The organism is Streptomyces sp. NPDC088147 (assembly GCF_044741565.1).
Classification (GTDB): domain Bacteria; phylum Actinomycetota; class Actinomycetes; order Streptomycetales; family Streptomycetaceae; genus Streptomyces.
In genome coordinates, this window is the sequence record NZ_JBIUSY010000006.1 from 614041 (window position 1) to 640923 (window position 26883).

Sequence of the window (26883 nt, forward strand, 5' to 3'; positions counted from 1 at the left end):
CGAACCGCGAAGGGAAGTCCGGATGATCGACAAACTGCTGAAGAGGCCGCTCGAGTTGGTGGAGGACAACTTCCGGCAGCCGAACGGGCGCGCCGGGCGGCTGATCGGCCATGTGATGGCGAAGCAGCACCGTACGCTCACCGTGTGGGCGATCGAGCACATGGAGATACGCCGTTCCCAGCGCGTCCTGGACATCGGCTGCGGCGGCGGAATGGCCGTCAAGCTGCTGTCGGAGCAGGCGACTCAGGGGTTCGTCGCCGGCGTGGACTACTCCGAGGAGATGGTCCGTCAGTCCGTGCGGCGCAATGTCGACGGCGTCGCCGCGGGACGGGTGGAGATCAAGCGGGGCGACGCCGGCGCACTGCCGTACGGCGACGCGTCCTTCGACCAGGTCAGCGCCATCGAGACGTTCTACTTCTGGCCCGACCCGATGCGCGGGCTCAGCGAGGCGTACCGGGTGCTCAAGCCCGGCGGCCAGGTGGCGATCACCCTGGAGATGAGCCGGGAGGCCGCCGAGAGGCCCACGGCGAAACAGCGTCTGCTCGGGCGGCGGTTCACCGAGCGTTCCGAGCGCGAGGGTCTGCGGATCCTGTCGGGGGCCGATCTGGTGGAGATGCTGGGCAAGGCCGGTTTCCAGGACGCCCGGTTCGTCGCGGAGCCGCTCCGCTCGTTCGGCTGGGTCTGCGCCCTGGCCCGGAAGTGAAGGGGAGGGATTCTCGTATGACGGCAACACACGGCACCGCCGCCACCGCTCCGTCCGCGTCCGGGGCGACGCCCCCTTCCGCGCCGGAGGCGCGTGGGCTGCCCGTGCTGGGCAGCGTCCTGGACTTCCGCAAGGACATCCTGGACGCCATGCACCAGGGCTGGCGCGACCACGGTGATCTGGTCCGCTACCGGCTCGGTCCCGTCGTCGTGCACGGCGTGTCCAGCCCCGAGCTGGCCGGTGAGGTGCTCACCGACAGCGCGACCTACGGGAAGCTCGGCCCGGACAACCCGCTCCGGCTGATCCTCGGTGAGGGTCTGCTCACCAGCGACGATCACGAGAGCTGGATGCGCAACAGGCGCATGATGCAGCCCATTTACACCAAGCAGGCGATCGCCCGCATGTTTGAGTCGATGTCCGCGTCGACCGCGGACCAGGTCACCCACATGGCCGCCACGTACCGCAGCGGCGATGTGGTCGACGTGCACGAGGAGATGATGCGGGTCACGCTCGACATCGTCAGCCGGTGCATGTTCAGCACCGATGTCGAGCAGACCAGGGACGGCATCAGCCCGGAGGCCGTCGATGTCGCCATCAACTACGCCTTCGACCGCCTCCAGAACCCGTTCAGCCCGCCGACCCAGTGGCCCACACCGCGCAATCGCCGCTTCCAGGAGGTGATGAGGGGCATCGACGAGATGACGTACGGGATCATCGCGGAGCGCCGCAAGGCGGCGGCCGGCGGTGTCCCCCGCGGTGAAGGGCCGCCCGATCTGCTCGACATGATGCTGGACGTACGGGACGCCGACACCGGCGAGGGCATGAGCGACCGCGAGGTCCGCGACGAGGTCATCACCACCTTCGGCGCCGGGCACGAGACCACCGCGATCACCCTCACCTGGGCCTTCTATCTGCTCTCCGGGAATCGCCGGGCACTGCGCCGGGTCCAGGACGAGGTGGACGAGGTCCTCGGCGACCGTATGCCCACCATGGACGACCTGGCGGCCATGCCGTACGCGCTCCAGGTCTTCGAGGAGGCGCTGCGGCTGTACCCGTCCGCGCCGATCGTCCCCAGGCTGGTGCTCAAGGACACCGTGCTGGGGGGCCACACCGTGCCGGCCGGCTCACGGCTGCTGGTCAATCTCTACAACATCCACCGCCATGAGCGGCACTGGACCGACCCGGAGTGCTTCGACCCGGACCGCTTCTCCCTCGAGGGCAGGAAGGGCCGCCACCGCTTCGCGCACATGCCCTTCGGAGCCGGTCCGCATCTCTGCATAGGCAAGCACTTCGCGTTGATGGAGGCACATCTGCTGCTCGCCGCCCTGGTACGGCGGTACGAGTTCCGGCACGTGCCCTCGCACCGGGTCGTCAACCAGGCGTCGATCACCCTGCGACCGCGCTACGGAATGTCGATGACCGCGCACGCGCGTACGGGAGCGCCCGGCGCTTCATAAGGGCGGCGCTCCGGCGCGGGGTGCCACCACCAGCACGGCAGAGCACCGCACAGCACAGCCAGTACCGGTATCGGATGGGAAGACGGACCCGATGAACTTGGACCCCAGCACAGCGGACGCGGAGCGCCTGAACTGGACGCAGTACCGTCCGGGTCAGGAAGCCGGCCATTACGAGAGCTTCTACCAGCGGGGCAACCACCCGACGGAGCCCCGGGCCTTCTGGATCCGGTACACGATCTTCAGTCCCGCCGGCATGCCCCAGGCCGCCATCGGTGAACTGTGGGCCATCTACTTCGACGGGACGACCGGCCGTCATGTGGTGGCGAAGGAGGAACACCCGATCTCCGACTGCCACTTCAGCCCCGACTCCTTCGGCGCCCGGGTGAACGACCGGGTCCTGGAGACGGGCGCGCTGAAGGGCGAGGCGGCCGGTACCAACGGTCACATCGGCTGGGACCTGACGTACGAGGGCTCGGAACCACCGCTGCTCCTGCTGCCGCCGGGCATGTACACAGGAGGTTTCCCCAAGGCCAAGAGCCTGGTCGGGGTCCCCCTGGCGACATACAGCGGCAAGCTGACGGTCGACGGCGAGACGATCGACGTCGACGGCTGGACCGGCAGCCAGAACCACAACTGGGGCAGCCGGCACACCGATCACTACGCCTTCGGCCAGGTGGCCGGGTTCGACGAGCACCCGGACAGCTTCCTGGAGATCGTCACCGGCCGTACGAAGCTGGTGGGCCCGGTCAAGACGCCGAAGATCACGTTCCTGGTGCTCCGTCACGAGGAGCGCGAGTACTCCCTGTCCGCGCCCCGCCAGGCGCTCAAGGCCAAGGCCGACTTCGGCTATTTCTTCTGGGACTTCAGCAGCTCCGACGAGACCGTCGCCATCCGGGGCCGCTTCACCGCGGCGCCCGAGGACTTCGTCGGGCTCAATTACTACAACCCGCCCGGTGGCATCAAGCACTGCCTGAACACCAAGATCGGCAGGTGCGAGCTGGAGATGGTCAACAAGGCGACCGGCAAGCGCCAGCGTCTCACCACGGGCAATCGCGCGCTGATGGAGATCCTGACCGACGACCGCGAACACGGAATCGCGATCCGCGCATGAGGGACCGCCGCGCCCCGTCCCGGTTACCGACGCGTCTGTCCCGCCTGACCAGCCGTCGGCGACGGCCGCTCGCCGTCCTGTGGCTGCTGCTGCTCGTGGTCGCCGGCTGGCAGGCCGCCCCGCTGCCGGGGCTGCTCAGTGGTGGTGGGTGGTACGTGCCGGGTTCCGGCTCCGCCGTGGCCGCCGAGCGGCTGACCGACGGGTTCGACGGGCGCGGCGCCACCTCCCTGACCCTGGTGATCGAGGACACCCGGCACCGGGCCGGCGATCCCGCCTTCGAGGCGCGGGTACGGGACGCCGCCGGGGCCGTGCTCGGGGACGACACCCTCAGGGCCTCGGGCGGCTACGGATACACGACGCTCACCGGTGACCGGGCGCGCGCCGCCTTCCTCGGCGACGACGACCGTACCGCGCTGGTCCGCGTCGGCTCCGAGCTGGACGACGGAACCGCGCGCCGCCTGCTGCCCGGCATCCAGGACAGGCTGAGCCGGCAGTACGAGCCGCAGGGCCTGCGGGTGTCGCTGGTGAGCCAGGCCGCGCTGTGGGGCGAGGTGAACCATCTGAGCGAACGCGGGCTGATCCTCGCGGAGTTGGTCACCCTGCCGCTGATCCTCCTCGTCCTGCTGCTGCTCTTCCGCAGCGTGGCGGCGGCGCTCGCCGCCCTGCTGGTCGGCGTCTCCTCGGTGGTCTTCGCCCTCGCGGTGCTCGCGCTGATCGCCCGGCGGACCGAGCTGTCGGTGTTCGTGCAGAACGCCGCGACGATGCTGGGGCTCGGCGTGGGCGTGGACTATTCGCTCTTCATGATCATGCGGTTCAAGAGTGAACTGCCGACCGGGGGCGGCCCGCTCTCCCGGGAGGACCGCGAGCGCGCGCTCGCGCGCACACTGCGCACCTCGGGCGAGACCGTCGTGGCGTCCGGTATCACCATCGTGGCCGCCATGTCCACCCTCTTCCTGGTGGATCTGAGCGTCATCCAGTCGATGGCTCTCGGCGCCGTGGTCGTGGTCGCCTTCTCGGTCCTGACCAGTGTGCTGCTGCTCCCCGTGCTGCTGCATCTGCTGGGGTCCCGGATCGAGTGGGGCCGGATCGGCCGCCGCGGGGCGCGCACGGCCCGGTCCGGCGGCGGCTGGGTCGCCGTGACCCACGCGGTCATGCGCCGCCCGGTGCTGTTCCTGGTGGTCGGTGTCGCGGCGCTGACCGCGCTCGCCCTGCCCGCCCTGCGCCTGGACACCTTCACCCCGGACGCCCGGGTCGTGCCCGCGGACGCGGCCGTACGCCAGGGATACGACGCGGTCAGGGACGAGTTCGGGGTGGGCAGCGCCGCGCCGGTCCAGGTGGTCGTCGAGTCGCGCGTACCGCTCCACACGCGCTCCGACGCGGAGGTGGCGAAGCTGCTGCGGTTCCACGACTCCGTCGCCGGACTGCCGGGGGTGGTACGGACCGACTCGGCGATCGGCACGCTCCGCGAGGCGGGCCGGGACCGGCCGTTCGCCGTCCTCGCGGCGCCGGACCGGCTTCCCGCCGACGCCCGCGGCACGGTCCGGCACTTCGTGTCCGCGGACGGCAGGACCCTGCTCATCGAGGTGGTGGGCGGTGACACCGCTTCCTCCGGCCCGGTACGGGACCTGCTCACGTCCGTACGCGCCGAGGCCGCCGGTTTCACGGCCGGCGGCGGAGGCTGGAACATCGATGTCGGCGGGGAGACGGCCGAGGGTGTCGACGCGAACAAGGTGATCGAGGACAGGCTGGTGCTGGTCATCGCGACCATGCTCGCCGTCATCTATCTGCTGCTGCTCCTCACCTTCCGCTCGCTGTTCCTGCCGCTCAAGGCCATCGCGATGAACCTGCTCTCGGTGGGTGCCACGTACGGGGTGCTGGTGCTGGTCTTCCAGGACGGCCTGGGCGGCGGGCTGTTCGGCTTCGACGTGGACGGCCACCTCACCAACTTCGTTCCCGTACTGCTGGTCACCCTGCTGTTCAGCCTCAGCACGGACTACGAGGTCTTCCTCCTCAGCCGGGTCCGCGAGGACCATCTCGCCACCGGGGACGACATCGGGAGCGTGGCGCGCGGTATGTCCGCCACGATGCCGCTGATCTCCGGCGCGGCCGTCCTCATGGTCGCGGTCTTCGCGGCCTTCGCGTTCACTGGCATCCTGCCCATGCAGCAACTGGGCCTCGGCATGGCTCTGGCCATCGCGCTCGACGCGACGGTCATCCGGCTGCTGATCGTCCCGGCGTCCATGCGCCTGATGAGCCGCTGGAACTGGTGGCTGCCGGGCCGTGAGCACGCCCCGGGGCCCACGCACGTGCCCGAACCCGTACAGGCCACGGAGATGGCCGGCATGGAGAGGACGACCCACAAGTGACGGACCAGACCGCCGCGACACCACCGGAAGCCGAGTCCCCCTCACGGATATCCGAGAGCATCGTTATCCGGGTGCCGCCTGAGACCGCCTACGCGGCGGTCAGCGATGTGGCGAGGATGGGCGAGTGGAGCCCGGAGTGCCGCGGCGCGTGGATCATCGGACGCAACGGCCCGGCCAGGACGGGCATGCGGTTCATCGGGCGCAACCGCGCCCGATGGCTGCCGTGGCCGACCCTGTGCCATGTGGTCGAGGCGGATCCCGGCCGCGCCTTCGCCTTCCATGTGAGCTTCCTCGGTATCGCGGTGGCGGGCTGGACGTACCGCTTCACACCGCTGCCCGAGGGATGCGAGGTACACGAGGAGTGGCGGGACCGGCGCTCCGGCCCGTTCGGCATGGCGCTCACCGCCGTCACGCCGCTGGTGACCGGCGTCGTACGCCGCAGGGCCCGCAACCGGGCGACCATGCGCACCACCCTCGTGGCGCTGCGGGACACGCTGGAGTCCGGCCGATCGTCGAAGTAGCGCCGTCCGCCCGTGAGACGCGGTCCGCGGGCTGTCGGCTCCGCCATGCCGTCACACCCCCGGGCCGCCGGAACAGAACACAAGAAACCGGACAGGAAGGAGCCTCATGATGCAGCCCGTCATAGCCGGTGCGCGTACCGGCGGCCCGGAAGTGGATCAGACGTCCGTTCCCGGCGCCCAACTCTGCCTGGACTTCTACGCCGGCCTCGCCTCCGGCGTCGCCGTGGTCACGGCGCCCTCGGACGACGGGCCGGTGGGGACGACCGTCTCGACCGTCACCTCGCTCTCGGCCGACCCGCCGCTGCTGCTCGTCTGCCTGTCCCACACCTCGCGGACGCTCGCCGCCATCACACCGGGTTCCGCCTTCGCGGTGCACCTGCTGCACGCGGAACAGAGCGGCCGGGCGCGGCTGTTCTCCACCGCCACCCCCGCCGAGCGTTTCGCCGCCGAACCGTACGAGGAGGTGCTCGGCGCGCCGGTGCTCTCGGACACCTTCGCCTGGTCGGTCTGCCGGACCGAGGAGGTACGCGCGTACGGCGACCACTGCCTGGTCGTCGGGCGCGTGGCCGCCCTGCACACGGCCGGCGGACGGCCCCTGATCTGGCACGACCGCGGCTTCCACACCCTGGCGGAAGGAGACGGGCGGTGACGGCCCCGGTACGGGAGGAGCCCTGCTGGGCGCCCGACGCCTCCCCCGGGGACCGCCCCGGCCGGGCCACCGCCGGCGCGTCCTCCGGGCGGGTGACCGGCGGGCTCACCGCCGATGTCGCCGTGGTGGGAGCCGGACTGGCCGGTCTGTCCACCGCCTACCACCTGATCGAACGCGATCCCTCCCTGGATGTCGTCGTCGTGGACGCCCGCCATCCGGCGGCCGGTGCGAGCGGCCGGGGCACGGGCCTCCTCGGGCCCCGGGTCGGTCCGTCCATCGACCGGGCCGCCCGCCGCTACGGCCCGTCCATGGCACGGGACATGTATCTGGCCTCCGTGACCGCGGTGGAGCGCGTGATCGCGCTGACGGAGGAGCTGGGCGCGCCGTGCGGGCTGCGCGAGGGCGGGCAGATCGTGGCGACCCGTACCGCCTCCGGCCTGGCGTCCCTCGCCCGGCAGGCGCGGACGTATCAGGCGCTCGGCCTGGACGTCCCGGTACTGTCGGCCGCCGGCATCCGCGAGCGCCTCGATGTCCCCTATCACGCGGGCCTGTTCCACCGCACCGCCGCCACCCTCGACCCGGCCGCGCTGAGCGGTGCGCTGGCCGCCGCCTGTGCCGCGAAGGGCGTCCGTTTCCACGACGACAGCCCTCTGCGCGGGATGCACCCCGGTGACGGCGGCACACCCACCGAACTGCTCTTCCCCAGCGGCACGCTCCGGGCCCGCAAGGCGGTCCTGGCCGTCAACGCGGCGGCCGGGCCGCTCGGGCTGCCGGTCGGCACGGTCCTGCCCCTTCAGGTGCACGCCGTCGCCACCGCCCCGCTCGGCCCCGAGGCCCGCGCGGCGCTGGGGGGCGGCACCGGAACGTCCCTCGTCGACAGCATGTCCCTGGCGCCGTACTTCCGGCTCACCCACGACGGCCGGCTGGTGGTGGGCGGCGGCAGGGCCGTCCATCTGCCGGGGCTGCCCGCCGGCCGGGCCGCCGCGCTGCGCACCGCCACCTGGACCTGGCTGGAGGAGCGGCTGCGGCGGCTGCACCCCGCCCTCACCGAGGTGCCGGTCACCCATCGCTGGTCGGGGCAGATAGGCATGACCACCGATGACCTCCCCGTGGTCGGCCGCGTCGGCGGCCACCCGGACGTCTGGTACATCGGCGGCTGCTGCGGCCATGGCCTGGCCATGTCGGTGGCCCATGGAGCGCATGTCGCGGAGTCCCTCGTCGAGGACCCTTCGGCGACCCGCGGCCCCGGCCCCCACCCGTGGCACCGCGACCGGGCCCCACGGGTCCCGCTCACCGCGCGCCCGGCGAGGGGGCTGCTGCGGGCCTACCTGAACAGCATGGACCGGGAAGCCCGCCGCACACCATGAGACCGGGATCCGTGAGCCGGTCGGGCCGGGCGGGACTTTCGCAACACGCCCTAGCCGGCGGCCTTGATCGTCAGCCGAGAGGAGAACAGACTGCTGGGCCGCAGGCCGAACATCGCGTGGAAGGCGCTGCTGAAGTGGGACGGGCTGGCGAAGCCCGCCTCGACGGCCGCCGTGCTGAGATCAGGCCAGGTCTCCAGCAGGGTCGCCACCCTCAGCATGCGCGTCCACATCCGGTAGCGGCGGAACGTCGTGCCCGTCTCGGCCCGGAACAGCCGCAGGAAGGCCGAGACGGACAGACCGGCCTCGGCCGCCAGTTCCGCTGCCGGGAGCCGCTGCCCGGACCCCTCGGAGAGCCGGCGGGTCGCCTGCTGTACGCGCGGATCCCGGCGGCCCGAGAGGCCGTCGGGTCCGGCGAGGTCCAGCCAACGCCGTACGGTCGGCAGCGGCGCGTCCTGTTCCAACAGGGCGGCCAGCGAGGCCAGTTCGTGCTCGTACCGGTGGTCTCCCGCCAGTTCCGCGCTCCCGCTCATCAGCCGGCGGCACGCCCGCTCCCGCGCGGACGCCGGGTCCAGGTAGCAGAAGGCCATCCGGCTCCCGCCGGCCACGATCCGGTGCCGCACGCGCGCCGCCACCAGCGCCGTGCGGGCGGCGCGGGCCCGGCCGTGTTCCAGCCGGACCGTGAACTCCCCGTCGACACCCACCGCGAGACAGCTCACCGCCCCGGAGTGGACGTCCAGTTCGAGGGACGGTCCGACATACAGCGCGTGCCCCGGCCACAACCACAACGCGGCCTGGTCACGGCACGTTTCTGAAAGCAGCGCCGGTCGCATGCGGGCATGCTAACCAACACCCCGATCATCCCTTTCTTCTGTTGAACGGATAAAACATGTGGACCGACCGACTCACCTCCGCGCTGTTCGTCGTCGTGGGGGCGGTGAACCTCCTGCCCGGAGTCGTCGCACTGGCCCCGTCCCGGATCACCACGGCCTACGGGGTGTCGATCGACGGTCCCCACTCCGCTGATCTGACGGTGCTTCTGCGGCACCGCGCGGTGTTACTGGGACTCGTCGGAATCGCCCTGCTCTGCGCGGCGTTCATCCCGTCGCTGCGGGTGCCCGCCCTCGTCGGCGGCGGGGTCAGCATGGGCACGTTCCTGCTGTTCGCCTACTCCACCCCGGGGCTCAACGACGCGACGATGCGGGTGGCGCGGATCGATATCGCGGCGATCGCACTGCTGGCGGTGGCGGCCGTCCTGGTCTGGCGCAAGAACGCCTGAACACCGGGGAGGCGAGGTGCGCGTCCGCACCTCGCCTCCCCGGTGTCCACTGCCCGGCCGCCGCCCGTATCGGGCGGCGGCCGGGCCACCGGTGTGCGGAGAGGGCAGGATTCGAACCTGCGAGGGCTTGCACCCGGTCCAGGTTTCCCCGGAACCCCGTTGGGCCGCTTCGGGTACCTCTCCCCACCTCGGGGCGGGGTCTCCCCCGTTCCCTTCGGTGCTCATGATTCTGCTGGACCCGCCTGAGATTTCGCTGACACCATCCTGAGACGCCTCAAGCGCGTTGGCCGTGCGCGCCGTTCCCCCGATGGCCAGGCGCACAGAACCGGTGTCAGGCGCTGCGGTCCGCGAAGGGGCCGTCCGGCGCGAAGGCCAGTCCGGCGAAGCGCTCGCCGATGCGGTGGTGGGTCGCGGCGTCCGGGTGGAGCCGGTCGGGCAGCGGCAACTCGGCGGCGTCGGCCTCGCCGTAGAGTTCACGGCCGTCCAGGTACCGCAGGTTCGGGTCCTCGGCCGCCCGCTGCTCCACGATGCGGGCCAGTTCGTCCCGGATGACCGTGAGCGTCAGCTTCCCGGCGGCCCGTTCCCCGGGGTCGCCCGTGGCCCGGAACCGGATCTTCCCCTCGCTGACGTCGCTGAAGTCCGGTGCGCTGGGGCCCGGGGTGTCCTCGTGGATGGGGCACAGGATGGACGAGACGACCAGCAGCGGTGTGGTGGGGTGGCCTTCGCGGATGGTGTCGAGGAAGCCGTGGACGGCGGGGGTGAAGGCGCGCAGACGCATCAGGTCGGCGTTGACCACGTTGATGCCGATCTTGACGCTGATGAAGTCGGCGGGGGTGTCCCGCAGCGCGCGGGCGGTGAACGGGTCCAGCAGGGCGCTGCCGCCCAGACCCAGATTGATCAGCTCCACACCGCCGAGGGAGGCGGCCAGCGCCGGCCAGGTGGTGGTGGGGCTCGCGGCGTCGGAGCCGTGGCTGATCGAACTGCCGTGGTGCAGCCATACCTTGCGGCCCCGGTCCGGTGCGGGCTCGACGGGGGCGTCGGTGCGCAGGGCGACGAGTTCGGTGGTCTCGTTGTGCGGCAGCCAGATCTCGATGTCCTTGACACCGTCGGGCAGGTCGGCGAAGCGGAGGCTGCCGGCGGGCCCCGGCCGGTGCTCGGCGGTCCCCGTGGTCATGTCGATGGTCAGGGTGTTGCCGCCGGTCACACTGGCCCGGCCGGCCAGGCGGCCGTCGACGAGCAGGTCGTACACACCGTCGGGACGGGGCGGGGCACTCACGTAGACCCGCTTGGTGGGCAGCACGTCCAGTTCTATGACGGTGGCGCCGGTGCGGAAGGCCAGCCGGACGCCGGAGGGCTGGGACTCGGCCATGGCGAGCTGTCCGTCGGAGTACTGGGCGCGGGCACGGGCGGGCAGCCGGTGCGGCAGGACGCCGTGTGCGGTGTGTTCCAGGTCGAGCGCGCCGCGCAGGATGTCGGTGGTGATGGGGGTGGTGATCCAGTGGTGCGTGGTGTTCATTTCTCCGCCTGTTGATCAAGACGCCCGGGTCGGGACGACTCAGGAGTCCGGCCGCGCCGAGGTGTCCTGACGGTGCGTCGGCGGCCGGTGGATGCCGTGGTGGCCGGGTTCAGGGTGCGGGCCAGTTCCGCAGCAGGGCGTCGAGCGCGTCCAGCGCCCGTGACCAGGATTCCTCCGAGCCGGGGGCGCTGTGGCTGAAGCCTCCGGCCATCTCCAGGCTGACGTAGCCGTGGAAGACGCTGCCCAGCAGCCGGACCGCGTGGGTCTGGTCCGGCTCCGTCAGGTCGTAGCCGCGCAGGATCGCCCGCGTCATCCGCGCGTGCCTGCCGCCGGCGCTGGCGGCCGCCGTTTCCGGGTCGAGCCTGAGCCGCGTCGCCGCGTAGCGGCCGGGGTGCTCCCGGGCGTAGTCGCGGTAGGCGTTCGCGAAGGCCACCAGGGCGTCCTTGCCGGCCCGCCCCGCCAGGGCCGCGGCGACCCGGTCGGCGAGTTCCGCCAGGGCCAGCAGAGCGATCCGGGTCTTGAGGTCCTGGGAGTTCTTCAGATGCGAGTACAGGCTCGCGTCCTTGACGCCGAACCGCCGGGCGAGCGCCGAGACGGTCACCTTGTCGAAGCCGACCTGGTCGGCCAGTTCCGCCCCCGCCTGTGTCAGTCGTTCCGCCGTCAGCCCAGCCCTTGCCATGACCATCCTTCCCTCAGCCTGTGGCGATTATGCATCTACCTAATCGTCCTAGGCAAATCCCGTGGCACTTCAGGCGCCCGCGCCGGGTCAGCGGGCGTAGTCGGGGAGGACGAGCGCGGAGTGGGCGGACCGCCCCTGGTCACCGGGGAGGCGGGCGGGGTCGCGCAGGGCGCGGTTGCGCAGGGCGAGTTCGTCGGCGGTGCGGGGAAGGACGCCGGCGCCTCCTGCGGTGGCGAGGTCCTGGTTCAGCTTCACGAACTCCCTGGTCCGGTCCTCGTAGGCCGCGTAGGCCGCGATGTGACTGTCGTGGGACGCCAGTTCACCGGCGAGGACATAGGCGCCGACCAGCGCGATGCTGGATCCCTGTCCCGAGAGGAAGGACGGGGCGTGGGCGGCGTCGCCGGCGAGGGCGACCCGTCCGGTGGACCAGCGGGGCATGCGGATCTGGCTGATGGTGTCGAAGAACAGGTCCTCGGCGGTGCGCAGGGCGGCGACCATGCGCGGAATCTCCCAGCCCGCGTCGGCGAAGACGGCCGCGACGAGCTCGCGCTGGGCGTCGGGGTCGCGAAAGGCGTCGACGGGCGGTTCGGGGCGGACGAAGTTGAGGAAGGCGTGCACCTGTTCGCCCGCGCCGACGGCGTAGAGGGCCGCGGCCCGGCCGGGGACGTTCCACATCATCGCCTCGCGCGCGAGGCCGAGATGGTTGGGCATGGTGAATCCGGCGAAGCAGTAGCCGAGGTACCGGTGGTAGTCCTCCTCGGGCCCGAAGGCGAGGCGCCTGGTGTGGGAGTGGAGTCCGTCGGCGCCGATGACCAGGCCGAAGGTACGCCGGGCGCCGCCGCGGAAGGTCACGTCCACACCTCCGTCGTGGTCGTGGAGGGTGGCGATGGAGTCGTCGAAGAGGAACTCGACGTCCTGCCGGACGGTGTCGTGGAGGGCGTCGGCGAGGTCCCCGCGGCGCACTTCGAGGTCGCGGCCCTCGACACCGCCGGTGATCGCCTCCGGCCGTACGGAGCCGACCGGGCCGCCGTCGGCGCCGACGAAGGTGATCTCGCGACTGTCGACGTGCGCGGCCCGGAGGCGCGGGAGCAGGCCCATCCGCGTGACCACGTCCAGCGCGGTGCCGCGGATGTCGATGGGGTAACCGCCGCCGCGTATCGCGCCGGCCTTCTCCACGACGGTGACCTCGAAGCCGTACCGGTGAAGCCAGTAGGCCAGCGCGGGCCCGGCGATGCTGGCGCCGGAGATGAGGACCGTCCGGTCGGGTGCCGTGTTCATGGGGGCTCCTCCCCTGGCCGGATTCCGCGGAACGCGACCAGATACGTACGTTAGTTATCTTCTTGGCAGGCGCGACGAACCGCCGGTCCGTGCGCCATGAAGGAACTATATACCTAACTTAGGTATCCAATGAGGAGTCGAGATGGATCCCCAGCAGCCAGACGCGTCCGCGGCGCGGGACGACGAGCGCGAGCAGGACATACTGGCCGCGCTCCCCCGGCTGACGCAGCTCGGCAACGTGCTGAACCGCGGCCGCCTGGTCGAACGCGCCATGGAGACCGCCGCGATCCACGTGGACCGGCCGGCGATGTCCGTACTCCTCGCCCTGCACATGGCGGACCGGCCGCTGCGGATCGGCGAGATCGCCGCGCGGATGCAGGTCGCGGGACCGCACATCACCCGGCAGGTGAACGAGCTGGAGCGGCGCGGCCTGGTCCTCCGGGTCACCGACCCGGACGACCAGCGGGCCCGCCTCATCGAGGCGACCCCCGACGGCGCGGCGGCGGCGGGACGCTACATGCGCACCCTCATCGGATGGTTCTCCGACGCCCTCGCGGACTGGCCCCGGCAGGACCGCCAGGACTTCGGCCGCCTCCTCGGGCGCTTCGCCGACGACCTGACCACACATCTGGCAGCCCTCGACGACCAGCCGGCTTCCGAGTAGGACCACCGGGGGCCTCGGGGACGGGCACCCGGCCACGGCGTCATCGGCCGTCGCACACCCCCGGGCAGCGGCCGATGACCGAAGGCCGAGGGCCAGAGTTCACATCCACGAACCAGGCCCGCCCGGCAGCACACCGGCGCCGACCGGCCCGGGACCGGACCGCGCGCTCTCCTGCCCGCACACACCCACAGCGCACACCCGGACGGCGCGAGAGGCGGTCCCACCCCACCACGGCGCCACATCCGTGTCGTCCACACCCATTGACCCCGCCCCGTTCACGACTCTAACCTCTGTTCCCATACGTAGACACCATCTGCATACAGGGACGAGGTTTCATGACACGGTTCAGCGCGGAGGTCGAAGGCATTACCCAGCGGCTGCGTGACGGCATGGCGCGCGGGGTGCTGGCCTTCCCTCTCACGAGCTTCCGCGAGGACGGCGGCCTCGATCCGGAGTCGTACCGGGCGTATCTGACCGCCCAGCTGGCCACGGCGCCCGGCGCGGTGTTCCCCGCCTGCGGTACCGGGGAGTTCGGCGCACTGGACGAGGACGAGTACCGCGCTGTCGTCACGGCCACGGTCGAGGTGACCGACGGCCGGCTGCCGGTCGTCGCGGGCATCGGCTACGGCTGGGCGCAGGCGCTGCGCTTCGCCCGGATCGCGGAAGAGGCGGGCGCGGACGCCGCGTTGGTGCTCCCCCACTACCTCGTCGAGGCCCCGCAGGACGGCTTGGTGGAGCAGCTGCGCCGGATCGCCGCCGGCACCCGGCTGCCGCTGATCGCGTACCAGCGCGGCCAAGTGGCCTTCACCGCCGGCAGTCTGCGCCGGATCGCGGACATCCCCACCGTCATCGGGCTCAAGGACGGGCACAGCGACCTCGACCGGCTCCAGCGCCTCACCCTCGCGGCACCTGACGGTTTCCTCTTCTTCAACGGCGCCGCCACCGCCGAGATCCAGGCCCGCGCCTACGGCACGGTGGGCGTTCCCGCGTACTCGTCGGCCGTTCACGCCTTCGCGCCCGAGATCGCGAACGCCTTCTTCACCGCTCTGCGGGACGGGGACGCGGTTCGTGTCGACACGCTCCTGCGGGACTTCTACGTCCCGCTGGTCGAGCTGCGCGACAGGGTGCCCGGCTACGCCGTCTCCCTGGTCAAGGCCGCCGCCCGGCTGCGCGGCCTCCCGGTCGGTCCGGTACGCGCCCCGCTCACCGACCCCGGTCCGGACGATCTCGCCCAGCTGACGAAGGTGCTGGACGACGGCCTGAACCTGGTGGGGGCCGTACGACGACCGGGCTGACGCACGCGCGAACACCGCGCCCACACCGTGCCCGCTCTGCCGCCGTACCGCGCGCCACCGCGCCACCCGACGGCCCCGCAGAGCCTCCGGCCAATCGATCCACAGTTCAAAGGGGAACTGACATGCCTCTGCTCGTCGTCGGGATCAGCGTTCTCGTTCTGCTCCTCCTCATGACCAGGCTGAGACTGAACGGCTTCGCCGCGCTCCTGCTCGTCGCGGTCGGGGTCGGGCTGGTCCAGGGGATTCCGGTGGCCAAGATCCCGGACGTCCTCTCGGAGGGCATAGGGGGCCAGATCGGTGACACGATGCTCACCATCGGACTCGGTGCCATGGTCGGCCGCGTCATGGGGGATTCCGGCGCGGCGCAGCGCATAGCCGGCAAGCTCCTCGACACCTTCGGCCCGCGTGGGGTCCAGGTGGCCATGGTGGTGACGGCGATGCTCATCGGCGTCACCATGTTCTACGAGGTCGCCTTCGTCATCATCGTGCCCGTCGCGTTCACCATCGTCCGCGTCACCGGGGCGAACCTGCTGTGGGTCGGGCTGCCGATGTCGATCGCCCTGTCCACCATGCACAGCTTCCTCCCGCCGCACCCCGGCCCCACCGCCGTGGCCGCTTCCTTCCACGCCTCCGTCGGCCTGACGCTGTTCTACGGCCTGTTCATCGCCATCCCCATCGGCGCGCTGATCGCCCTGGTGTGGCCGCGCCTTCCTTTCGTCAGGGCGATGAACCCTTCCCTGCCCAAGGGGCTCGTCAGTGAGCGGGTGTTCACCGACGAGGAGATGCCCGGCATGGCCTGGTCGCTGTCCGTGGCCCTCTTCCCCGTGGTGCTGATCGCGGGCGCGGCCGTGACCGACATGGCCGTATCCGGTTCGAACCCGTTCCTGCACTTCGTCGCCTTCATCGGATCGGCGCCGATCGCGCTCCTGCTGACCCTGCTCCTGGCGATCTGGGTGTTCGGACCGCGGATCGGCCGCGGTCTGGCGGACGTCGCCGCGTCCTGCACCTCGGCGGCCCAGGCGATGGCGATGATCCTGCTGGTGATCGGAGCCGGCGGCGCCTTCAAGGAGGTCCTCGTCGAGGGCGGGATCTCCGACTACATCAAGGACCTCACACACGGCTGGTCCATCTCGCCGATCATCCTCGCGTGGCTCATCGCGGTCATCCTCCGGGTCGCTCTCGGGTCGGCGACGGTCGCCGTCGTCACGGCCTCGGGCGTGGTGCTGCCGCTCCTGGCGGGCAGCGGGGTCCACCCCGAGCTCATGGTCCTCGCCGTCTCCTGCGGATCGATCGCGCTCTCCCACGTCAACGACCCCGGATTCTGGATGTTCAAGGAGTACTTCAACCTCTCGGTCATCGACGCGATCAAGACCCGCACCACCTACACGACGGTGCTCGCGGTCCTCGGGCTGGGCGGCGTGCTCGCGGTCGAGTGGGCCCTCGACGTCCTCAGCCTCTGAACCACTGCACTGCGCCTTCCGCGACCTCCGAAGCTCCCGAAGCCACCGAAGCCGCCGAAACCTCTGATCGCCTCGCGACAGAACGCATCCTGATGAGAATCGGACTCACCACTCCCATGCCACTGACAGCCACCCCGGCGCACAGCCGCCGCACCCCCGGAGGTACCCGGTCATGAGCCAGCCGACCGTCACCGCACTCTCCGTCTACCCGGTCGCCGGCCGGGACAGCATGGAGCTCAACCTCTCCGGCGCGCACGGCCCCTACTTCACCCGCAACGTGGTGGTCCTCGAGGACTCCGAGGGACGTACGGGGCTGGGGGAGGTACCGGGCGGAGAGAAGATCACCCGGACGCTGCGTGATGCCGAGTCCCTCGTCGTCGGTGCGAAGGTCGGCGACTACAAGCGCGTCCTGCGCGAGATCGGCGACCGGTTCGCCGGCCGCGACTCCGGCGGACGGGGCGACCAGACCTTCGACCTGCGCACCACCGTCCATGCCGTCACCGCCGTCGAGTCGGCGCTGCTCGACCTCCTGGGGCAGCACCTCGACGTGCCCGTGGCGGCACTCCTCGGCGACGGGCAGCAGCGTGACTCCGTCCGGGTCCTCGGCTACCTCTTCTACGTCGGTGACCCCGACCGCACCGATCTGGAGTACGTCCGCGATCCCGGCTCCGCCGTGGACTGGTACCGGATCCGGCACGAGGAGGCCCTGACGCCCGAGGCTATCGTCCGTCAGGCCGAGGCCGCCTACGACCTGTACGGCTTCCGCGACTTCAAACTCAAGGGCGGCGTCCTGGCGGGCGGCGAGGAGGTCAAGGCCGTACGCGCGCTCAAGGACCGCTTCCCCCAGGCCCGGATCACCCTCGACCCCAACGGCGCGTGGTCGCTGCGCGAGGCGGTCGAGCTGTGCCGGCCCCTGGTCGGCACCCTCGCGTACGCCGAGGACCCGTGCGGAGCCGAAGGCGGCTACTCCGGACGCGAGATCCTGGCCGAGTTCCGGCGCGCCACCAGCCTTCCCACGGCGACCAACATGATCGCCACCGACTGGCGGCAGCTCACCCACGCCCTGGCCCTCCAGTCGGTGTCCATCCCGCTGGCCGACCCGCACTTCTGGACCATGCAGGGCTCGGTACGCGTGGCCCAGCTGTGCCACGCGATGGGCCTGACCTGGGGATGCCACTCGAACAACCACTTCGATATCTCCCTGGCCATGGTGACCCACTGCGGAGCCGCGGCCCCGGGCGAGTACAACGCCCTGGACACCCACTGGATCTGGCAGGAAGGACGGGAACGCCTCACCACCGCCCCGCCACGCATCGTCGGCGGCGAGATCGCCGTACCCGACGCCCCCGGCCTGGGAGTCCGGATCGACATGGACCGCCTCCTGGCGGCCCACGAGCTGTACCAGGAGAAGGCACTGGGGGCGCGCGACGACGCCGTCGGGATGCGCTACCTCGTCCCCGACTGGACGTTCGACAGCAAACGCCCCTGCCTGGTGCGTTGAGGGCGCCGCGGTACGAGTTGGCCGCGCGCGACAGCGAAGACGGCCAGGGGCCCTCGGCCGGACATCCGGCTGAGGGCACGCACCGGGGGCGTCACCGACGCACCGGAAGCGTCACCAGTAATGCCGCCGTCCGCCGACCGCGTGCCCCAGCGCTCCGAGTGCCCAGAGCACGATGCCGATCGCTGCCAGGATGATGCCGATCGTCCACAGAACGTGGATGCCGACCACGAAACCGATGATCAGCAGAATGACTCCGACGATGATCATGATGCCTCCGATCATGGAGTCCCCCATGTCAGAGATCCCCGGATGGCCCCCCGGTAAACCCGCGGGCGGTCGTCGCGCGGCTGCGGCGAAGCTACGGCCGGTCCCCGCGGCCGTGCCCGGAACCCGACAGGTCCCGTGTCATCGAACCGAGCAGGGCCCCCAGACCGTAAGGGGCCCTGGGGGTGGTCCGGCCCGAGGTGAGGACAGGGCACTGGTCGGTGCGTACGATCCGGTGACCGGCCCGTTCGAGGGCGGCGACCAGCGCGCGGTCCTCACTGTGTCTCAGCTCGGGAAAGCCGCCCACCCGCTGGTAGGAGGCGGCGGCCACGCCCAGGTTGGCGCCGTGCACATGCGGATGTGACCAGCCGCCGGCCGCGCTCGGGCGGCCGGCGAAGTACCGGGCGTCGTGCCGGACGGCCGCCGCGGCGGTGAGCGAAGGGTGCGGCGCGACGCGCACCGTACCGACGACGCAGTCCCAGCCGCCGCGCGCGTGGTGCAACTGGTGGGCGAGCCAGTGGGAGGGCACCACCGTGTCCGCGTCCGTGGAGGCGATCCAGACACCGTCGCGGTGGTGACGGAGGAGGTCCAGGGCCCGCGCGACCCCGGCGGCGCGGGCGGCGCCCACATTCCGGCGGAGGATCTCGACGACATGTGCGCCGAGCGCTCGCGCGACGGCGGCGGTGTCGTCGCCGCAGTCGTCGGCCGCGACCACGGTCAGTACGCCGACGCCGGTCAGCGCCGGATGGCGCGCGGCCGTGCGCACACTCCGCAGGGCCGCCGGGAGGGTGGCGGCCTCGTTGTGCGCGGGGATGACGACCACGCACACGGCCGGCGCGGTGTTCACACCAGCCCCTCGTCGGCGGCCGGCGACGGGGCGGCGCTCCCGTCGGGGTGGCGACGGGTGAGGACGCTCAGGGTGAAGTCGGGATCGCGGTAGGCCGCGAACAGGCTCAGGCCGGGCAGGGACGCCGTCAGCGGGGCCAGGTCCGAGCCGACGCGCCGGTGTTCGGGGACGGGGTGGTCCCAGTGCGCGGTGACGAGCGTCCCACCGGGTTCGAGGCTGTCCATGACACGGGTGAACAGCCGGTCCAGTGTGTGATCGTCGAAGTAGTAGAGGACTTCGGACAGGACAATGAGGTCGAAGGTGCCCGGCGGCCACTCGTCGGGAACGGTCAGCCGGCGTACCTCGACGTGCGGCAGATCGCGTACGCGCCCGGAGGCCGTCCTGACCGCCGAGGGGACCCGGTCGGTGGAGAGCAGCCGGTCGCAGCGGGCGGCCAGCAGCACCGTCAGCACCCCTACGGAACAGCCGGGTTCGAAAGCGCGGCGGTAGCGGCGGCGCGGCAGGGACGCGAGTGTCAGGGCGTACTTGCGCTGCTCGTACCAGCGTTCCGCCAGGCCCCAGGGGTCGGGCGACGCGTCGTACATCGCGTCGAAGTAGGCGGCGGGCGTGCTCACCGGAAGACCACCTCGTAAGGCCTGTTGTGGTGCGCCCGCTCCTCCGCCGGCAGGATCGCCGCGTTCTCCGCGCCGTCCGCGAGTGGCGCGATCTGGCTGACGAACCGTTCGATGGCACGTCCCTTGCGCTCCAGTGCCCCGCTCGTGAGCGGGACGCGGACGGCGCTCCGCCAAGGGACGCGCGGGTCCGCGGGGCGCGCCCAGTGCCACATCCATACGGGATAGAGCCACAGCGGGACCCCCGCCGTCAGACTGGCTGCCGCCGCGGCCCGGCCCGCGGCCTCGTGGTCGCTGTGCAGGTCCCCTGTCCACGGTGCGACACAGAGGGCGGCGCCGGTCTCGCCGAGCAATCCGGCGATGCTGTCGCGCAGTTGCGGCTCGTGCCGGTGCACCCGTGTGTCCGGGAGGCGCAGCCGTCGCGGTGGCGGCCCTGTCAGGCCCAGCTCGGCCAGGGCGGCCCGCAGCTCGACCGCGCGGACCTCGGCCAGCCGGTCGGGCGTGATGCGCGCGCTGCGCGGGTGTGAGCGTTCACCATCGGTGGCCGACAGCAGACGCACCTCGGTGCCCGCCTCCGCGAGAGCGGCCAAGGAGCCGCCGAAGCCGAGCACTTCATCGTCCGGGTGCGCGGCGACGACCACCACGGGGCCGGTGGGAAGATCCGCGACGGGCAGGCGACGCAGGCCGTCCCAGGACGCCCACCGCGCTTCGGCAGTGCCCGGCCCGTCGATGGCCTCGGCCGCTGCCTGCCGTACGCCGGTCACCGGGTGTCCCCGTCCCCGCCGAGGTTTCCGCCGAGGCCTCCGGCGAGGTCTCCGGCGAGGTCTCCGGCGAGCAACTGTCCGAGTTCCGCGAGGTCGCGCTCGGCGTGATGCTGACGGATATAGACGGTCAGGTCGGCCACGGCCTTCGCGTGCCGCGCGTCGTGGCACAACGGACCCGCGCCCGTGGCGCGTCCCACGCGGGTGAGGACCTCGGTGCAGACCATCTCGGCCAGGGCGCGTGTGCGCAGGCCGCGCACGCGCGCGCCGCCCCGCGCGTCCAGCGGGTCGTCGTCGATGTCGGCGCCCGCCTGTTCCAGGACCGTACGCGCCGAGCTGAGCAGTACGTCCACGGCGCCCAAGTGGACCGCGGTGTGGGCGTCGGGGGTGCGCTTCCCGGCCGCCGCGAGCAGGGTGTCGGCCACGGCGTGCGCTCCGCCGAGCCAGCAAGCGGCGACGCCGATGCCGCCGTGCGGGAAGCCGGGGCGGTCGAGGTAGTCCCCGGCGCCGCCCAGCGGTTCGGCGGGCACGGCGGAGAACGCGATGTCGGGGGTGTCGCTGCCGGCCATGCCGATCGCCTGCCAGGTGCCAGGGACGGGTTCGATCCCGGGGTGGCCGGTGCGTACGGCGAACAGCCGGCGTCCGTCGTCGCTGTCGGCGGTGACCAGCGCGTGCGTACAGACGTGGGCGCCGGAACAGTACGGCTTGACGCCGTTCAACTGCCAGCCGCCGCCGTGCCGGTTCGCCAGGAGTCCGGGGCCCGGTGGATGCGCCGCCCATACGCCCCAGCGCTCGCCGGGGCCCGGCGGCGTACCACCGAGTTCAGCGAGGATCGCGGTCGCGTCGAGGTGTCCCTCACCGAGGCGCGCGAGGCACAGATCCTCCCGGCCCAGAGCGGAGAGGACCCGGAACCGCTCCGGGGTGCGACCCCCGCCAGGCAGGGGGACGTCTCCCGAGGCGTCGTCGACCCAGGCCGCGAAACGCGCCGCGACCGGCCGCCACAGCGCCGCGCGGTCGTCCGTACTCCCCTCGCCCGATTCCGGCGCGGAGCCCGGACGGGATCCCGGACGGCTGCCCGCGAGGGAAGCCGGTCCGACGGAAGAAGTCGCTTCAGCGGTCAACCTTTCCTCCTGGGGAAGCGGGGAAGAACGGGGCGAAGCGGACGCCATGGCCGCCTCCTCAACCCTGCGCCGGTGCGTGCACCCCCGCAAGCGTGGCCGGGCGCGAGGGGCGCCCGAGCTGTCGCCCGCCCACCCGCCCGCCCACCCCCGAGCAAGACTCTAAAAAAGTACCCTTTTGGGTGATTTGCGTACACTCAGGAGTATGTGCGTCGTTCCGCCAGGAGCGCGCGAGAGCTCGACAGGAAGGTCCCCCTCATGCCGAAGAAAAGCAGCCGCGACCCGCAAGGCGAGAGCCCGGGCCGGTTCAAGGGACGCGATCAGCACGGATGGTCACCGGACGTGGACGAGACCTCCCAGCAGGACAACCCCAGCGCGCACCGCTCCTTCCACCCGGACCGCTACGCCCCCGAATCCGACGCGGGCCGCGAGCCCTCCGCCGAGGACAAGAAGCGGTCGACCGAGGGCACGCCGGTCGAGAGCCGTTCCCGGCGCGGCGAGGACCAGGCCGGGAAATCCAAGAGCGAGGGCATGCACGACACCGGCCCCAAGGGGCGTACGCGGCGCCCCAGCGGAAGCAGGGACGCCACCGCCCACACCGGGGTCGACCCCCAGGACCCGCGGGACCGCAAGGACTCGCAGAACTGACCATCGGACGTGACCGTCATGGCTCGCTCTCACCCGACCTCTCACCCGGCCTCGCACCCGACCTCTCACTCGACTCGAACAGCGAAGGAGTCCGTCATGGAAACAAGCGCGACCGCACCCTCGGCACACACCGGCAGAAACGGCGCGGTGAAGGGAAAGACGGATATCGCGGACGCGGTGGTATCCACCATCGCCGGTATAGCGGCCCGGGAGACGCCCGGTGTGTATGCGATGGGTGGGGGTGTGTCCAGGACCCTCGGCGCCATGCGCGACAAGGTCGGCCGCTCGGACGACCCCGCCAGGGGCGTGAAGGTCGAAGTCGGCGAGAAGCAGGCGGCGATCGACCTCGACATCGTCGTCGAGTACGGGACACCGATCGAGGAAGCCGCCGACAACATCCGCTCCAACGTCACCGACGCGGTGGAACGAATGACAGGGCGGGAAGTCGTGGAGGCCAACGTGAGCGTTCTCGACGTACACGTACCCGGCATGGACGACGAGGAGGACCGTTCACGGGAGTCCGCCCGCGCACGGTGACCCGGCCGGCGATGGTCCGGGACCCTTCGTGGAGACGAAGGCGCCCTCCGGGCAGCAGAGACCGCATTCTTCAGAGGAAGTGCTATGGACACCAGCACCAAGGCGACTCTGGCCGCGGGCGTCGCGGCGGGTTATGTCGTCGGACGCACAAAGAACGGGAAGCTCGCCCTCGGCCTTCTGTCCGTCGTAGCGGGCCGGAGTCTGGATCCCTTGTCTCTGATCGGCCAGGGAATCAGGAAACTCGCCGAGAGTCCCCAGTTCGGTCAGCTCAGCGACCAGGTTCGGGGCGAGTTGCTGACTTCCGGGCGTTCCGCTTTGTCAGGAATGACGAACCGAGGTGTCGCATCGGTCACTGATGCCCTCCAGCAGCGGACGCGCTCCTTGCTGGAAAGCGAAGCGGACAGTGAGGCGGAGGACGAGGAATCCGACGAGGAATCCGACGAGGAACCCGACGAGGAGTCCTACGAAGATTCCGCGTCAGAGGAACCCGAGGAGGAAGAGGAGGAAGAGGAGGTAGAGGAGGAGGAAGAAGAGCCTCCTCGGCGTGCCCGGCGCCGACCGACGAGGCAGGCGCCCGCGGAGAAACCCACGGACAGGAAGCCGGGGCCGAAGAATCCGCCCGCCAAGAAGGCCATGGAGAAGAAGGCGGCGGACAGGAAGGCGGCGAAGGACAAGGCACCGGGGCGGAGTGCGGCGAAGAAGCCTCCCGCCGGCCGGGGCAGGCGGAGGTGAACTGCGATGACCAGGACGGATGAACGCCCGGGAACCGATGTCGCTTCCCCGCTCCAGGAACTGCGCACGGAACTCGGCAACTACGTCGGCGCGCAAGCCCAGCGCATCGTGGGCTCGGCCGTCGGCAAACTGACGAATCTCGCCGATCCCACGGACGCCGGGAAGGGCGCCGGGAAGGGCGCCGGAGGCGTGCTCGCCATCGGCAAACGTGTCCTTGGCGGCGGATCGCCGGTGAAGGCCCTGCTCTCCCATGGCCTCACGGGCGCCAAGGACAAGGTGGTTTCCGGTGCCAAGGAGGCGCTGGGCGGGGGTGGGGGGAAAGCGGGCGACACGAAGACCACCAATATCGTCGAGGTCATCGACATAGGGCTGCCCCTGCGCAGCGTGTATGACCAGTGGACGCAGTTCGAGGATTTCAGTTCGTTCACCAAGGGAGTGCGCAGCGTCAATATGTCCGACGAGATCGAATCGGACTGGAAGCTCAAGGTCGGCCCGTCCAACCGGAGTTGGAAGGCCACCGTGCAGGAGCAGGTGCCGGACGAGCGGATCGTCTGGACCTCGGAGGGCGCCAAGGGCACCACCCACGGAGCCGTGAGTTTCCACGAGTTGACCCCGGACCTGACGCGCGTCGTCGTGGTGGTCGAGTACTACGCTTCGGGGTTCTTCGAGAAGACGGGCAACATCTGGCGCGCTCAAGGACGTCGGCTCCGGCTGGACCTGAAGCATTTCCAGCGCTACGTGACGCTCGCCGACGAAGACGCCGAGGGCTGGCGCGGTGAGATCCGCGACGGCGAAGTCGTCCGCACCCACGAAGAAGCCGTCGAGGACGAAGAGGGGGAAGGGGAAGGGGAAGGGGAAGCAGAAGCGGAAGCAGAAGCGGCCGAGGACGAGGACGCGGCCGAAGAAGAAGACGAAGACGACGAAGAAGAAGAGTAGTCCGAGGGTGCCCCGAATCCGCGGGTGCCCCGAAGAGGACAACGTGCCGATCAGTCACCGCGCCGGTCGGTTACCGTCCCGCCCGCACCGCACATCACCGTCACCGCACATCACCGTGACCGCACAGCCCGGGAGGGGGCTGTGCGGTGACGTGTGTGGGTGATGCGTGTGACAGTGACGACGATGGTGACGGGTTCCGGTATGCCGTGGCGGGCTACGTGGGTTACGTGTGAGCTGACCGCCGAGCGGACGTGGTCGCGGACATCACGCGCGATGTCCGCGGCACGGCGGTGGTCGGTGAGTACACAACGGACCTCCACGTGCCAGGCACCGCCGCCGGCGGTGTGTTCGACATGGATGCCGGCCTCGCGGGGCAGCGCCGGCGAGCCGATGGTCTCCCATGCCCGGGAGGCGGCGCCGGCCAGGGCCTGGCGGAGGGTGGGCTGTAGTTCGGCCACCCCGGGAACCGCCAAAGCGGCCTGGGCGGCGATGCGTTCGACGCGTGTCGTGTCGCCGGCGGTCACGGTCGGCTCCTCTTCACAGTCCGCTCCACTTCACGGTCCGCTCCTCCCCTGTCCCACGAGTTCGGCGGGGGCCGGGGGCGACCTCAGAGGCTCCCATACGGACACGACCCTCAGGTCGATGTCACTGATGGCGAGGCCGAGCTCCTGCACACCGGCGTACGCGACGGCCCGGCGGACCGCGGTCGCCCGAGCGGGGAGGGGCTGGTCGAGAGTCATGGCGAGGGTCATGGTGACAATCACGTGGGCACCGTCGCCGGCGGGGCCGAGGCGGCAGCTCGCGGCGCGCACTCCGGGGACGCGGTCGGCGGCTCCGCGCAGGACCTTCGCCACCGCGGTCTCCGCGATCCACAGTCCTTGCGCGGGATCGTCCAGGGGCAGCAGTCGACCGAGCCTCACCTCGGCGCGTACCGCGCGCATGACCCGCCGGGCGACCGCGTGGGCGCCGAGGTGTTCCGCACGCAGTGTGCGGGTGGTGTTGTCCAGGGCTGCCAGTCCCTCGACCGCCTGCCGGCAGAACGCGCAGTCGGCCGTGTGGGCGTCGTCCTGGTCGTGGGGGTCGCGGGCCTGCTGCCATACCTGGCCCACCAGTCGCCCGCACGGCAGCCGCTCGTCCCCGACGAGTTCCGCGGCGTCGACGTCCTGGTGCGAGGCCGCCGGCTCGTCGCACGGGCGTGTGGCACGGGGGTCGTCTAGCGCCATGAGGACATCTCCTTCATCAGGGTGCGCCGTGCCCGGAAGAGCCTGCCGCGAACGGTCTGTTCGCTCTCCCCCAGGACCTGTGCGACGTCCTGGTACGACAGTCCGTGCAGCTCACGCAGGATCCAGCAGGCGCGCTGGCCTGGCTGGAGACGGTGGAGCGCCTGGACCAACGCCGCCGTGGCGGCCGCGCTTTCGGCGGCACGGGCGGGTTCGCCACCGGCGTCGTGGGCCGCCGGTTCGGGAACGACGTCCAAGGACACCGAAGGCGGGTGCCCGCGCAGGACGTTGAGGCATCGGTTCGTGACGATGCGGTACATCCACGTATGGAACGTCGCGTCCCCGCGGAATTCCGGGAGCCGCCGCCACGCGCTGATGAAGGCGTCCTGGACGACCTCCTCGGCGTCCGGGACGTTCCCCAGCATGTGGTACGCCAGCGCCAGCAGCGGTGCGCTGTGGCGGTGGACCAGCTCGGCGAACGCGTCGTCATCGCCTTCGGCGGACCGGGCCACCAGCAGCCCGTCGTCCAGACCGCCCAGATCGTCACCGGAATCACCGATCCGCTCGGCCGGAGGCGCGTCGTGCCTGGTGGCCGGGCTCGGAACCGCGCGGCGCGGTGGTGTGCGTCTTCCCTGCTTCGCATCCACTGTCGCTTCCCGGGCGATCGCTCTCGTGGGCCGCGTGACGTCTCCCGCCCCCGATGCGCCCGACGACGCGGTCAGGTCGGATGCCCCTCCTTTGAGCGTACGCCCGATGCACAGGACGAATAAGTGTGACGATTTCGGTTTTTCTGTGTCCAACCTTGTGACGGACGCCGCTCCGGTGTTCGCCGCCCTCGGGAGCGTGTCATGACGGACACGGCACACCGCCCGGCCGCCAGAAGGACACCGGCCACCGACGCGGCCCCGAGCGGTACGCGGAGGCCCCCGAGCGGTACGCGGGGAGAGGCCACGACGTAAGGAAAGGCGCAAACGATGAACACGACCATGGCGGGACTCATGACCGGCCTGGCACTGGGGTTCGCCGGCTACTTCGGCGGCTTCGGGGCCTTCATTGTCGTGGCGGTCCTGGGCCTGGTGGGCCTGATCGCCGGCTACCTGGCGCGCGGCGATGTGCATGTCACCGACTACGTACCCACCCGGAGCGGTGAGGGACGCCGGGAGACACTGGACCGGCCCCGGAGCACTTACGGCACCACCTCCCGCGGCTCCTACGGCACCGGCGCCACCCCCCGCACCGAGTACAGGACGCGGGTTCGGTGAGCGACCGGCCCTAGGGCGTGTTGCGAAAGTCCCGCCTGGCCCGCGACGCCCGGCACGCACGCTCGCGGCGTTGTCGGGATCACCCCAGTACGTCCAGTACTGGG

29 protein-coding genes and 1 tRNA gene are annotated in these 26883 nt (G+C 71.1%); 17 read left to right on the forward strand and 13 right to left on the reverse strand.

What is annotated here, in order from left to right:
* The first annotated feature begins 22 nt into the window (after positions 1-22).
* From ACIOGX_RS23400 to ACIOGX_RS23430, 7 genes are all read left to right on the forward strand, one after another.
* Positions 23-703: a methyltransferase domain-containing protein gene (locus ACIOGX_RS23400; RefSeq protein ID WP_356516573.1), complete on the forward strand. Its 681-nt coding sequence runs from the start codon at positions 23-25 to the stop codon at positions 701-703.
* Between the two features lie 17 nt (positions 704-720).
* Positions 721-2160: a cytochrome P450 gene (locus ACIOGX_RS23405; RefSeq protein ID WP_401915840.1), complete on the forward strand. Its 1440-nt coding sequence runs from the start codon at positions 721-723 to the stop codon at positions 2158-2160.
* 91 nt (positions 2161-2251) lie between these two features.
* A complete protein-coding gene (locus tag ACIOGX_RS23410) occupies positions 2252-3271 on the forward strand; it encodes a hypothetical protein (RefSeq protein WP_356516569.1) in 1020 nt (339 codons plus the stop codon).
* Positions 3268-5637, forward strand: a complete 2370-nt coding sequence (locus ACIOGX_RS23415) for an MMPL family transporter (RefSeq protein ID WP_401915843.1) — start codon at positions 3268-3270, stop codon at positions 5635-5637. The genes ACIOGX_RS23410 and ACIOGX_RS23415 overlap by 4 nt, the downstream gene beginning before the upstream one ends.
* Positions 5634-6158 (forward strand): SRPBCC family protein, encoded by a 525-nt coding sequence (locus ACIOGX_RS23420; protein WP_384771617.1) that lies wholly within the window; start codon positions 5634-5636, stop codon positions 6156-6158. The genes ACIOGX_RS23415 and ACIOGX_RS23420 overlap by 4 nt, the downstream gene beginning before the upstream one ends.
* A gap of 106 nt (positions 6159-6264) precedes the next feature.
* Positions 6265-6807, forward strand: a complete 543-nt coding sequence (locus ACIOGX_RS23425; protein WP_356516564.1) for a flavin reductase family protein — start codon at positions 6265-6267, stop codon at positions 6805-6807.
* The gene (locus ACIOGX_RS23430; protein ID WP_401915847.1) at positions 6804-8174 is read left to right on the forward strand and encodes an NAD(P)/FAD-dependent oxidoreductase; all 1371 of its coding nucleotides are present in this window, start codon (positions 6804-6806) and stop codon (positions 8172-8174) included. The genes ACIOGX_RS23425 and ACIOGX_RS23430 overlap by 4 nt, the downstream gene beginning before the upstream one ends.
* 50 nt (positions 8175-8224) lie before the next feature.
* Here the strand turns inward: ACIOGX_RS23430 and ACIOGX_RS23435 are convergent, their stop codons facing one another.
* Positions 8225-9004: a helix-turn-helix transcriptional regulator gene (locus tag ACIOGX_RS23435; protein WP_383963940.1), complete on the reverse strand. Its 780-nt coding sequence runs from the start codon at positions 9002-9004 to the stop codon at positions 8225-8227.
* Between the two features lie 56 nt (positions 9005-9060).
* Here ACIOGX_RS23435 and ACIOGX_RS23440 point away from each other — a divergent pair, with 56 nt between their 5' ends.
* Positions 9061-9450 carry a hypothetical protein gene (locus ACIOGX_RS23440; protein WP_356516558.1) on the forward strand — a complete coding sequence of 130 codons (390 nt, stop codon included), beginning with the start codon at positions 9061-9063 and terminating at the stop codon, positions 9448-9450.
* Between the two features lie 96 nt (positions 9451-9546).
* Here the strand turns inward: ACIOGX_RS23440 and ACIOGX_RS23445 are convergent.
* From ACIOGX_RS23445 to ACIOGX_RS23460, 4 genes are all read right to left on the reverse strand, one after another.
* Positions 9547-9633 (reverse strand) — tRNA-OTHER (locus ACIOGX_RS23445).
* Between the two features lie 148 nt (positions 9634-9781).
* Positions 9782-10966, reverse strand: coding sequence for a GDSL-type esterase/lipase family protein (locus ACIOGX_RS23450; protein WP_401915851.1), 1185 nt, complete (start codon positions 10964-10966; stop codon positions 9782-9784).
* Between the two features lie 109 nt (positions 10967-11075).
* Positions 11076-11645, reverse strand: a complete 570-nt coding sequence (locus ACIOGX_RS23455; protein ID WP_401915853.1) for a TetR/AcrR family transcriptional regulator — start codon at positions 11643-11645, stop codon at positions 11076-11078.
* 87 nt (positions 11646-11732) lie between these two features.
* Positions 11733-12923 (reverse strand): FAD-dependent monooxygenase, encoded by a 1191-nt coding sequence (locus ACIOGX_RS23460; RefSeq protein ID WP_401915856.1) that lies wholly within the window; start codon positions 12921-12923, stop codon positions 11733-11735.
* Between the two features lie 142 nt (positions 12924-13065).
* Between ACIOGX_RS23460 and ACIOGX_RS23465 the strand changes: the two genes are divergently transcribed.
* The 4 genes from ACIOGX_RS23465 to ACIOGX_RS23480 all read left to right on the forward strand — a co-directional run bounded on the left by ACIOGX_RS23465 (position 13066) and on the right by ACIOGX_RS23480 (position 17843).
* A complete protein-coding gene (locus tag ACIOGX_RS23465; protein ID WP_356516550.1) occupies positions 13066-13587 on the forward strand; it encodes a MarR family transcriptional regulator in 522 nt (173 codons plus the stop codon).
* Positions 13588-13922: 335 nt separating this feature from the next.
* Complete coding sequence (locus tag ACIOGX_RS23470) at positions 13923-14882, forward strand: 5-dehydro-4-deoxyglucarate dehydratase (RefSeq protein WP_356516549.1); 960 nt, start codon at positions 13923-13925, stop codon at positions 14880-14882.
* 122 nt (positions 14883-15004) lie between these two features.
* The gene (locus ACIOGX_RS23475) at positions 15005-16342 is read left to right on the forward strand and encodes a gluconate:H+ symporter (protein ID WP_383963951.1); all 1338 of its coding nucleotides are present in this window, start codon (positions 15005-15007) and stop codon (positions 16340-16342) included.
* Between the two features lie 172 nt (positions 16343-16514).
* Positions 16515-17843 carry an enolase C-terminal domain-like protein gene (locus ACIOGX_RS23480; RefSeq protein WP_356516545.1) on the forward strand — a complete coding sequence of 443 codons (1329 nt, stop codon included), beginning with the start codon at positions 16515-16517 and terminating at the stop codon, positions 17841-17843.
* Positions 17844-17954: 111 nt separating this feature from the next.
* Here the strand turns inward: ACIOGX_RS23480 and ACIOGX_RS23485 are convergent, their stop codons facing one another.
* The 5 genes from ACIOGX_RS23485 to ACIOGX_RS23505 form a co-directional block, all read right to left on the reverse strand.
* Entirely contained in the window at positions 17955-18110 is a 156-nt protein-coding gene (locus ACIOGX_RS23485; protein WP_240045510.1) for a DUF6131 family protein, read from the reverse strand.
* Between the two features lie 91 nt (positions 18111-18201).
* Positions 18202-18954, reverse strand: coding sequence for a glycosyltransferase family 2 protein (locus ACIOGX_RS23490; protein ID WP_356516543.1), 753 nt, complete (start codon positions 18952-18954; stop codon positions 18202-18204).
* Positions 18951-19568: a class I SAM-dependent DNA methyltransferase gene (locus ACIOGX_RS23495; protein WP_401915860.1), complete on the reverse strand. Its 618-nt coding sequence runs from the start codon at positions 19566-19568 to the stop codon at positions 18951-18953. The genes ACIOGX_RS23490 and ACIOGX_RS23495 overlap by 4 nt, the downstream gene beginning before the upstream one ends.
* Positions 19565-20329, reverse strand: coding sequence for a PIG-L deacetylase family protein (locus ACIOGX_RS23500; protein ID WP_401915863.1), 765 nt, complete (start codon positions 20327-20329; stop codon positions 19565-19567). Before ACIOGX_RS23500 ends, ACIOGX_RS23495 begins: the two co-directional genes overlap by 4 nt.
* A complete protein-coding gene (locus ACIOGX_RS23505; RefSeq protein WP_401915865.1) occupies positions 20326-21447 on the reverse strand; it encodes an acyl-CoA dehydrogenase in 1122 nt (373 codons plus the stop codon). Before ACIOGX_RS23505 ends, ACIOGX_RS23500 begins: the two co-directional genes overlap by 4 nt.
* A 255-nt stretch (positions 21448-21702) precedes the next feature.
* Here ACIOGX_RS23505 and ACIOGX_RS23510 point away from each other — a divergent pair, with 255 nt between their 5' ends.
* From ACIOGX_RS23510 to ACIOGX_RS23525, 4 genes are all read left to right on the forward strand, one after another.
* Positions 21703-22092 carry a hypothetical protein gene (locus tag ACIOGX_RS23510; protein WP_356516537.1) on the forward strand — a complete coding sequence of 130 codons (390 nt, stop codon included), beginning with the start codon at positions 21703-21705 and terminating at the stop codon, positions 22090-22092.
* Between the two features lie 96 nt (positions 22093-22188).
* Positions 22189-22629 carry an Asp23/Gls24 family envelope stress response protein gene (locus ACIOGX_RS23515; protein ID WP_356516535.1) on the forward strand — a complete coding sequence of 147 codons (441 nt, stop codon included), beginning with the start codon at positions 22189-22191 and terminating at the stop codon, positions 22627-22629.
* Positions 22630-22713: 84 nt separating this feature from the next.
* A complete protein-coding gene (locus ACIOGX_RS23520; RefSeq protein ID WP_401915868.1) occupies positions 22714-23361 on the forward strand; it encodes a hypothetical protein in 648 nt (215 codons plus the stop codon).
* A gap of 6 nt (positions 23362-23367) precedes the next feature.
* Positions 23368-24297, forward strand: a complete 930-nt coding sequence (locus ACIOGX_RS23525; protein WP_401915870.1) for an SRPBCC family protein — start codon at positions 23368-23370, stop codon at positions 24295-24297.
* A 110-nt stretch (positions 24298-24407) separates the two neighbouring features.
* On the opposite strand, the gene ACIOGX_RS23530 is transcribed toward ACIOGX_RS23525, so the two are convergent.
* Genes ACIOGX_RS23530 through ACIOGX_RS23540 form a run of 3 tightly spaced genes read right to left on the reverse strand, consistent with a single transcriptional unit; the run spans position 24408 to position 26077 of the window.
* Positions 24408-24821, reverse strand: coding sequence for a hypothetical protein (locus ACIOGX_RS23530; RefSeq protein ID WP_356516530.1), 414 nt, complete (start codon positions 24819-24821; stop codon positions 24408-24410).
* 30 nt (positions 24822-24851) lie between these two features.
* On the reverse strand, positions 24852-25520 hold the full coding sequence (locus tag ACIOGX_RS23535; RefSeq protein WP_401915873.1) for a hypothetical protein: 669 nt from the start codon (positions 25518-25520) through the stop codon (positions 24852-24854).
* A complete protein-coding gene (locus ACIOGX_RS23540) occupies positions 25511-26077 on the reverse strand; it encodes an RNA polymerase sigma factor (RefSeq protein ID WP_401915925.1) in 567 nt (188 codons plus the stop codon). Before ACIOGX_RS23540 ends, ACIOGX_RS23535 begins: the two co-directional genes overlap by 10 nt.
* A gap of 414 nt (positions 26078-26491) precedes the next feature.
* Between ACIOGX_RS23540 and ACIOGX_RS23545 the strand changes: the two genes are divergently transcribed.
* Positions 26492-26779 carry a hypothetical protein gene (locus ACIOGX_RS23545; protein WP_401915876.1) on the forward strand — a complete coding sequence of 96 codons (288 nt, stop codon included), beginning with the start codon at positions 26492-26494 and terminating at the stop codon, positions 26777-26779.
* Positions 26780-26883: the final 104 nt, after the last annotated feature.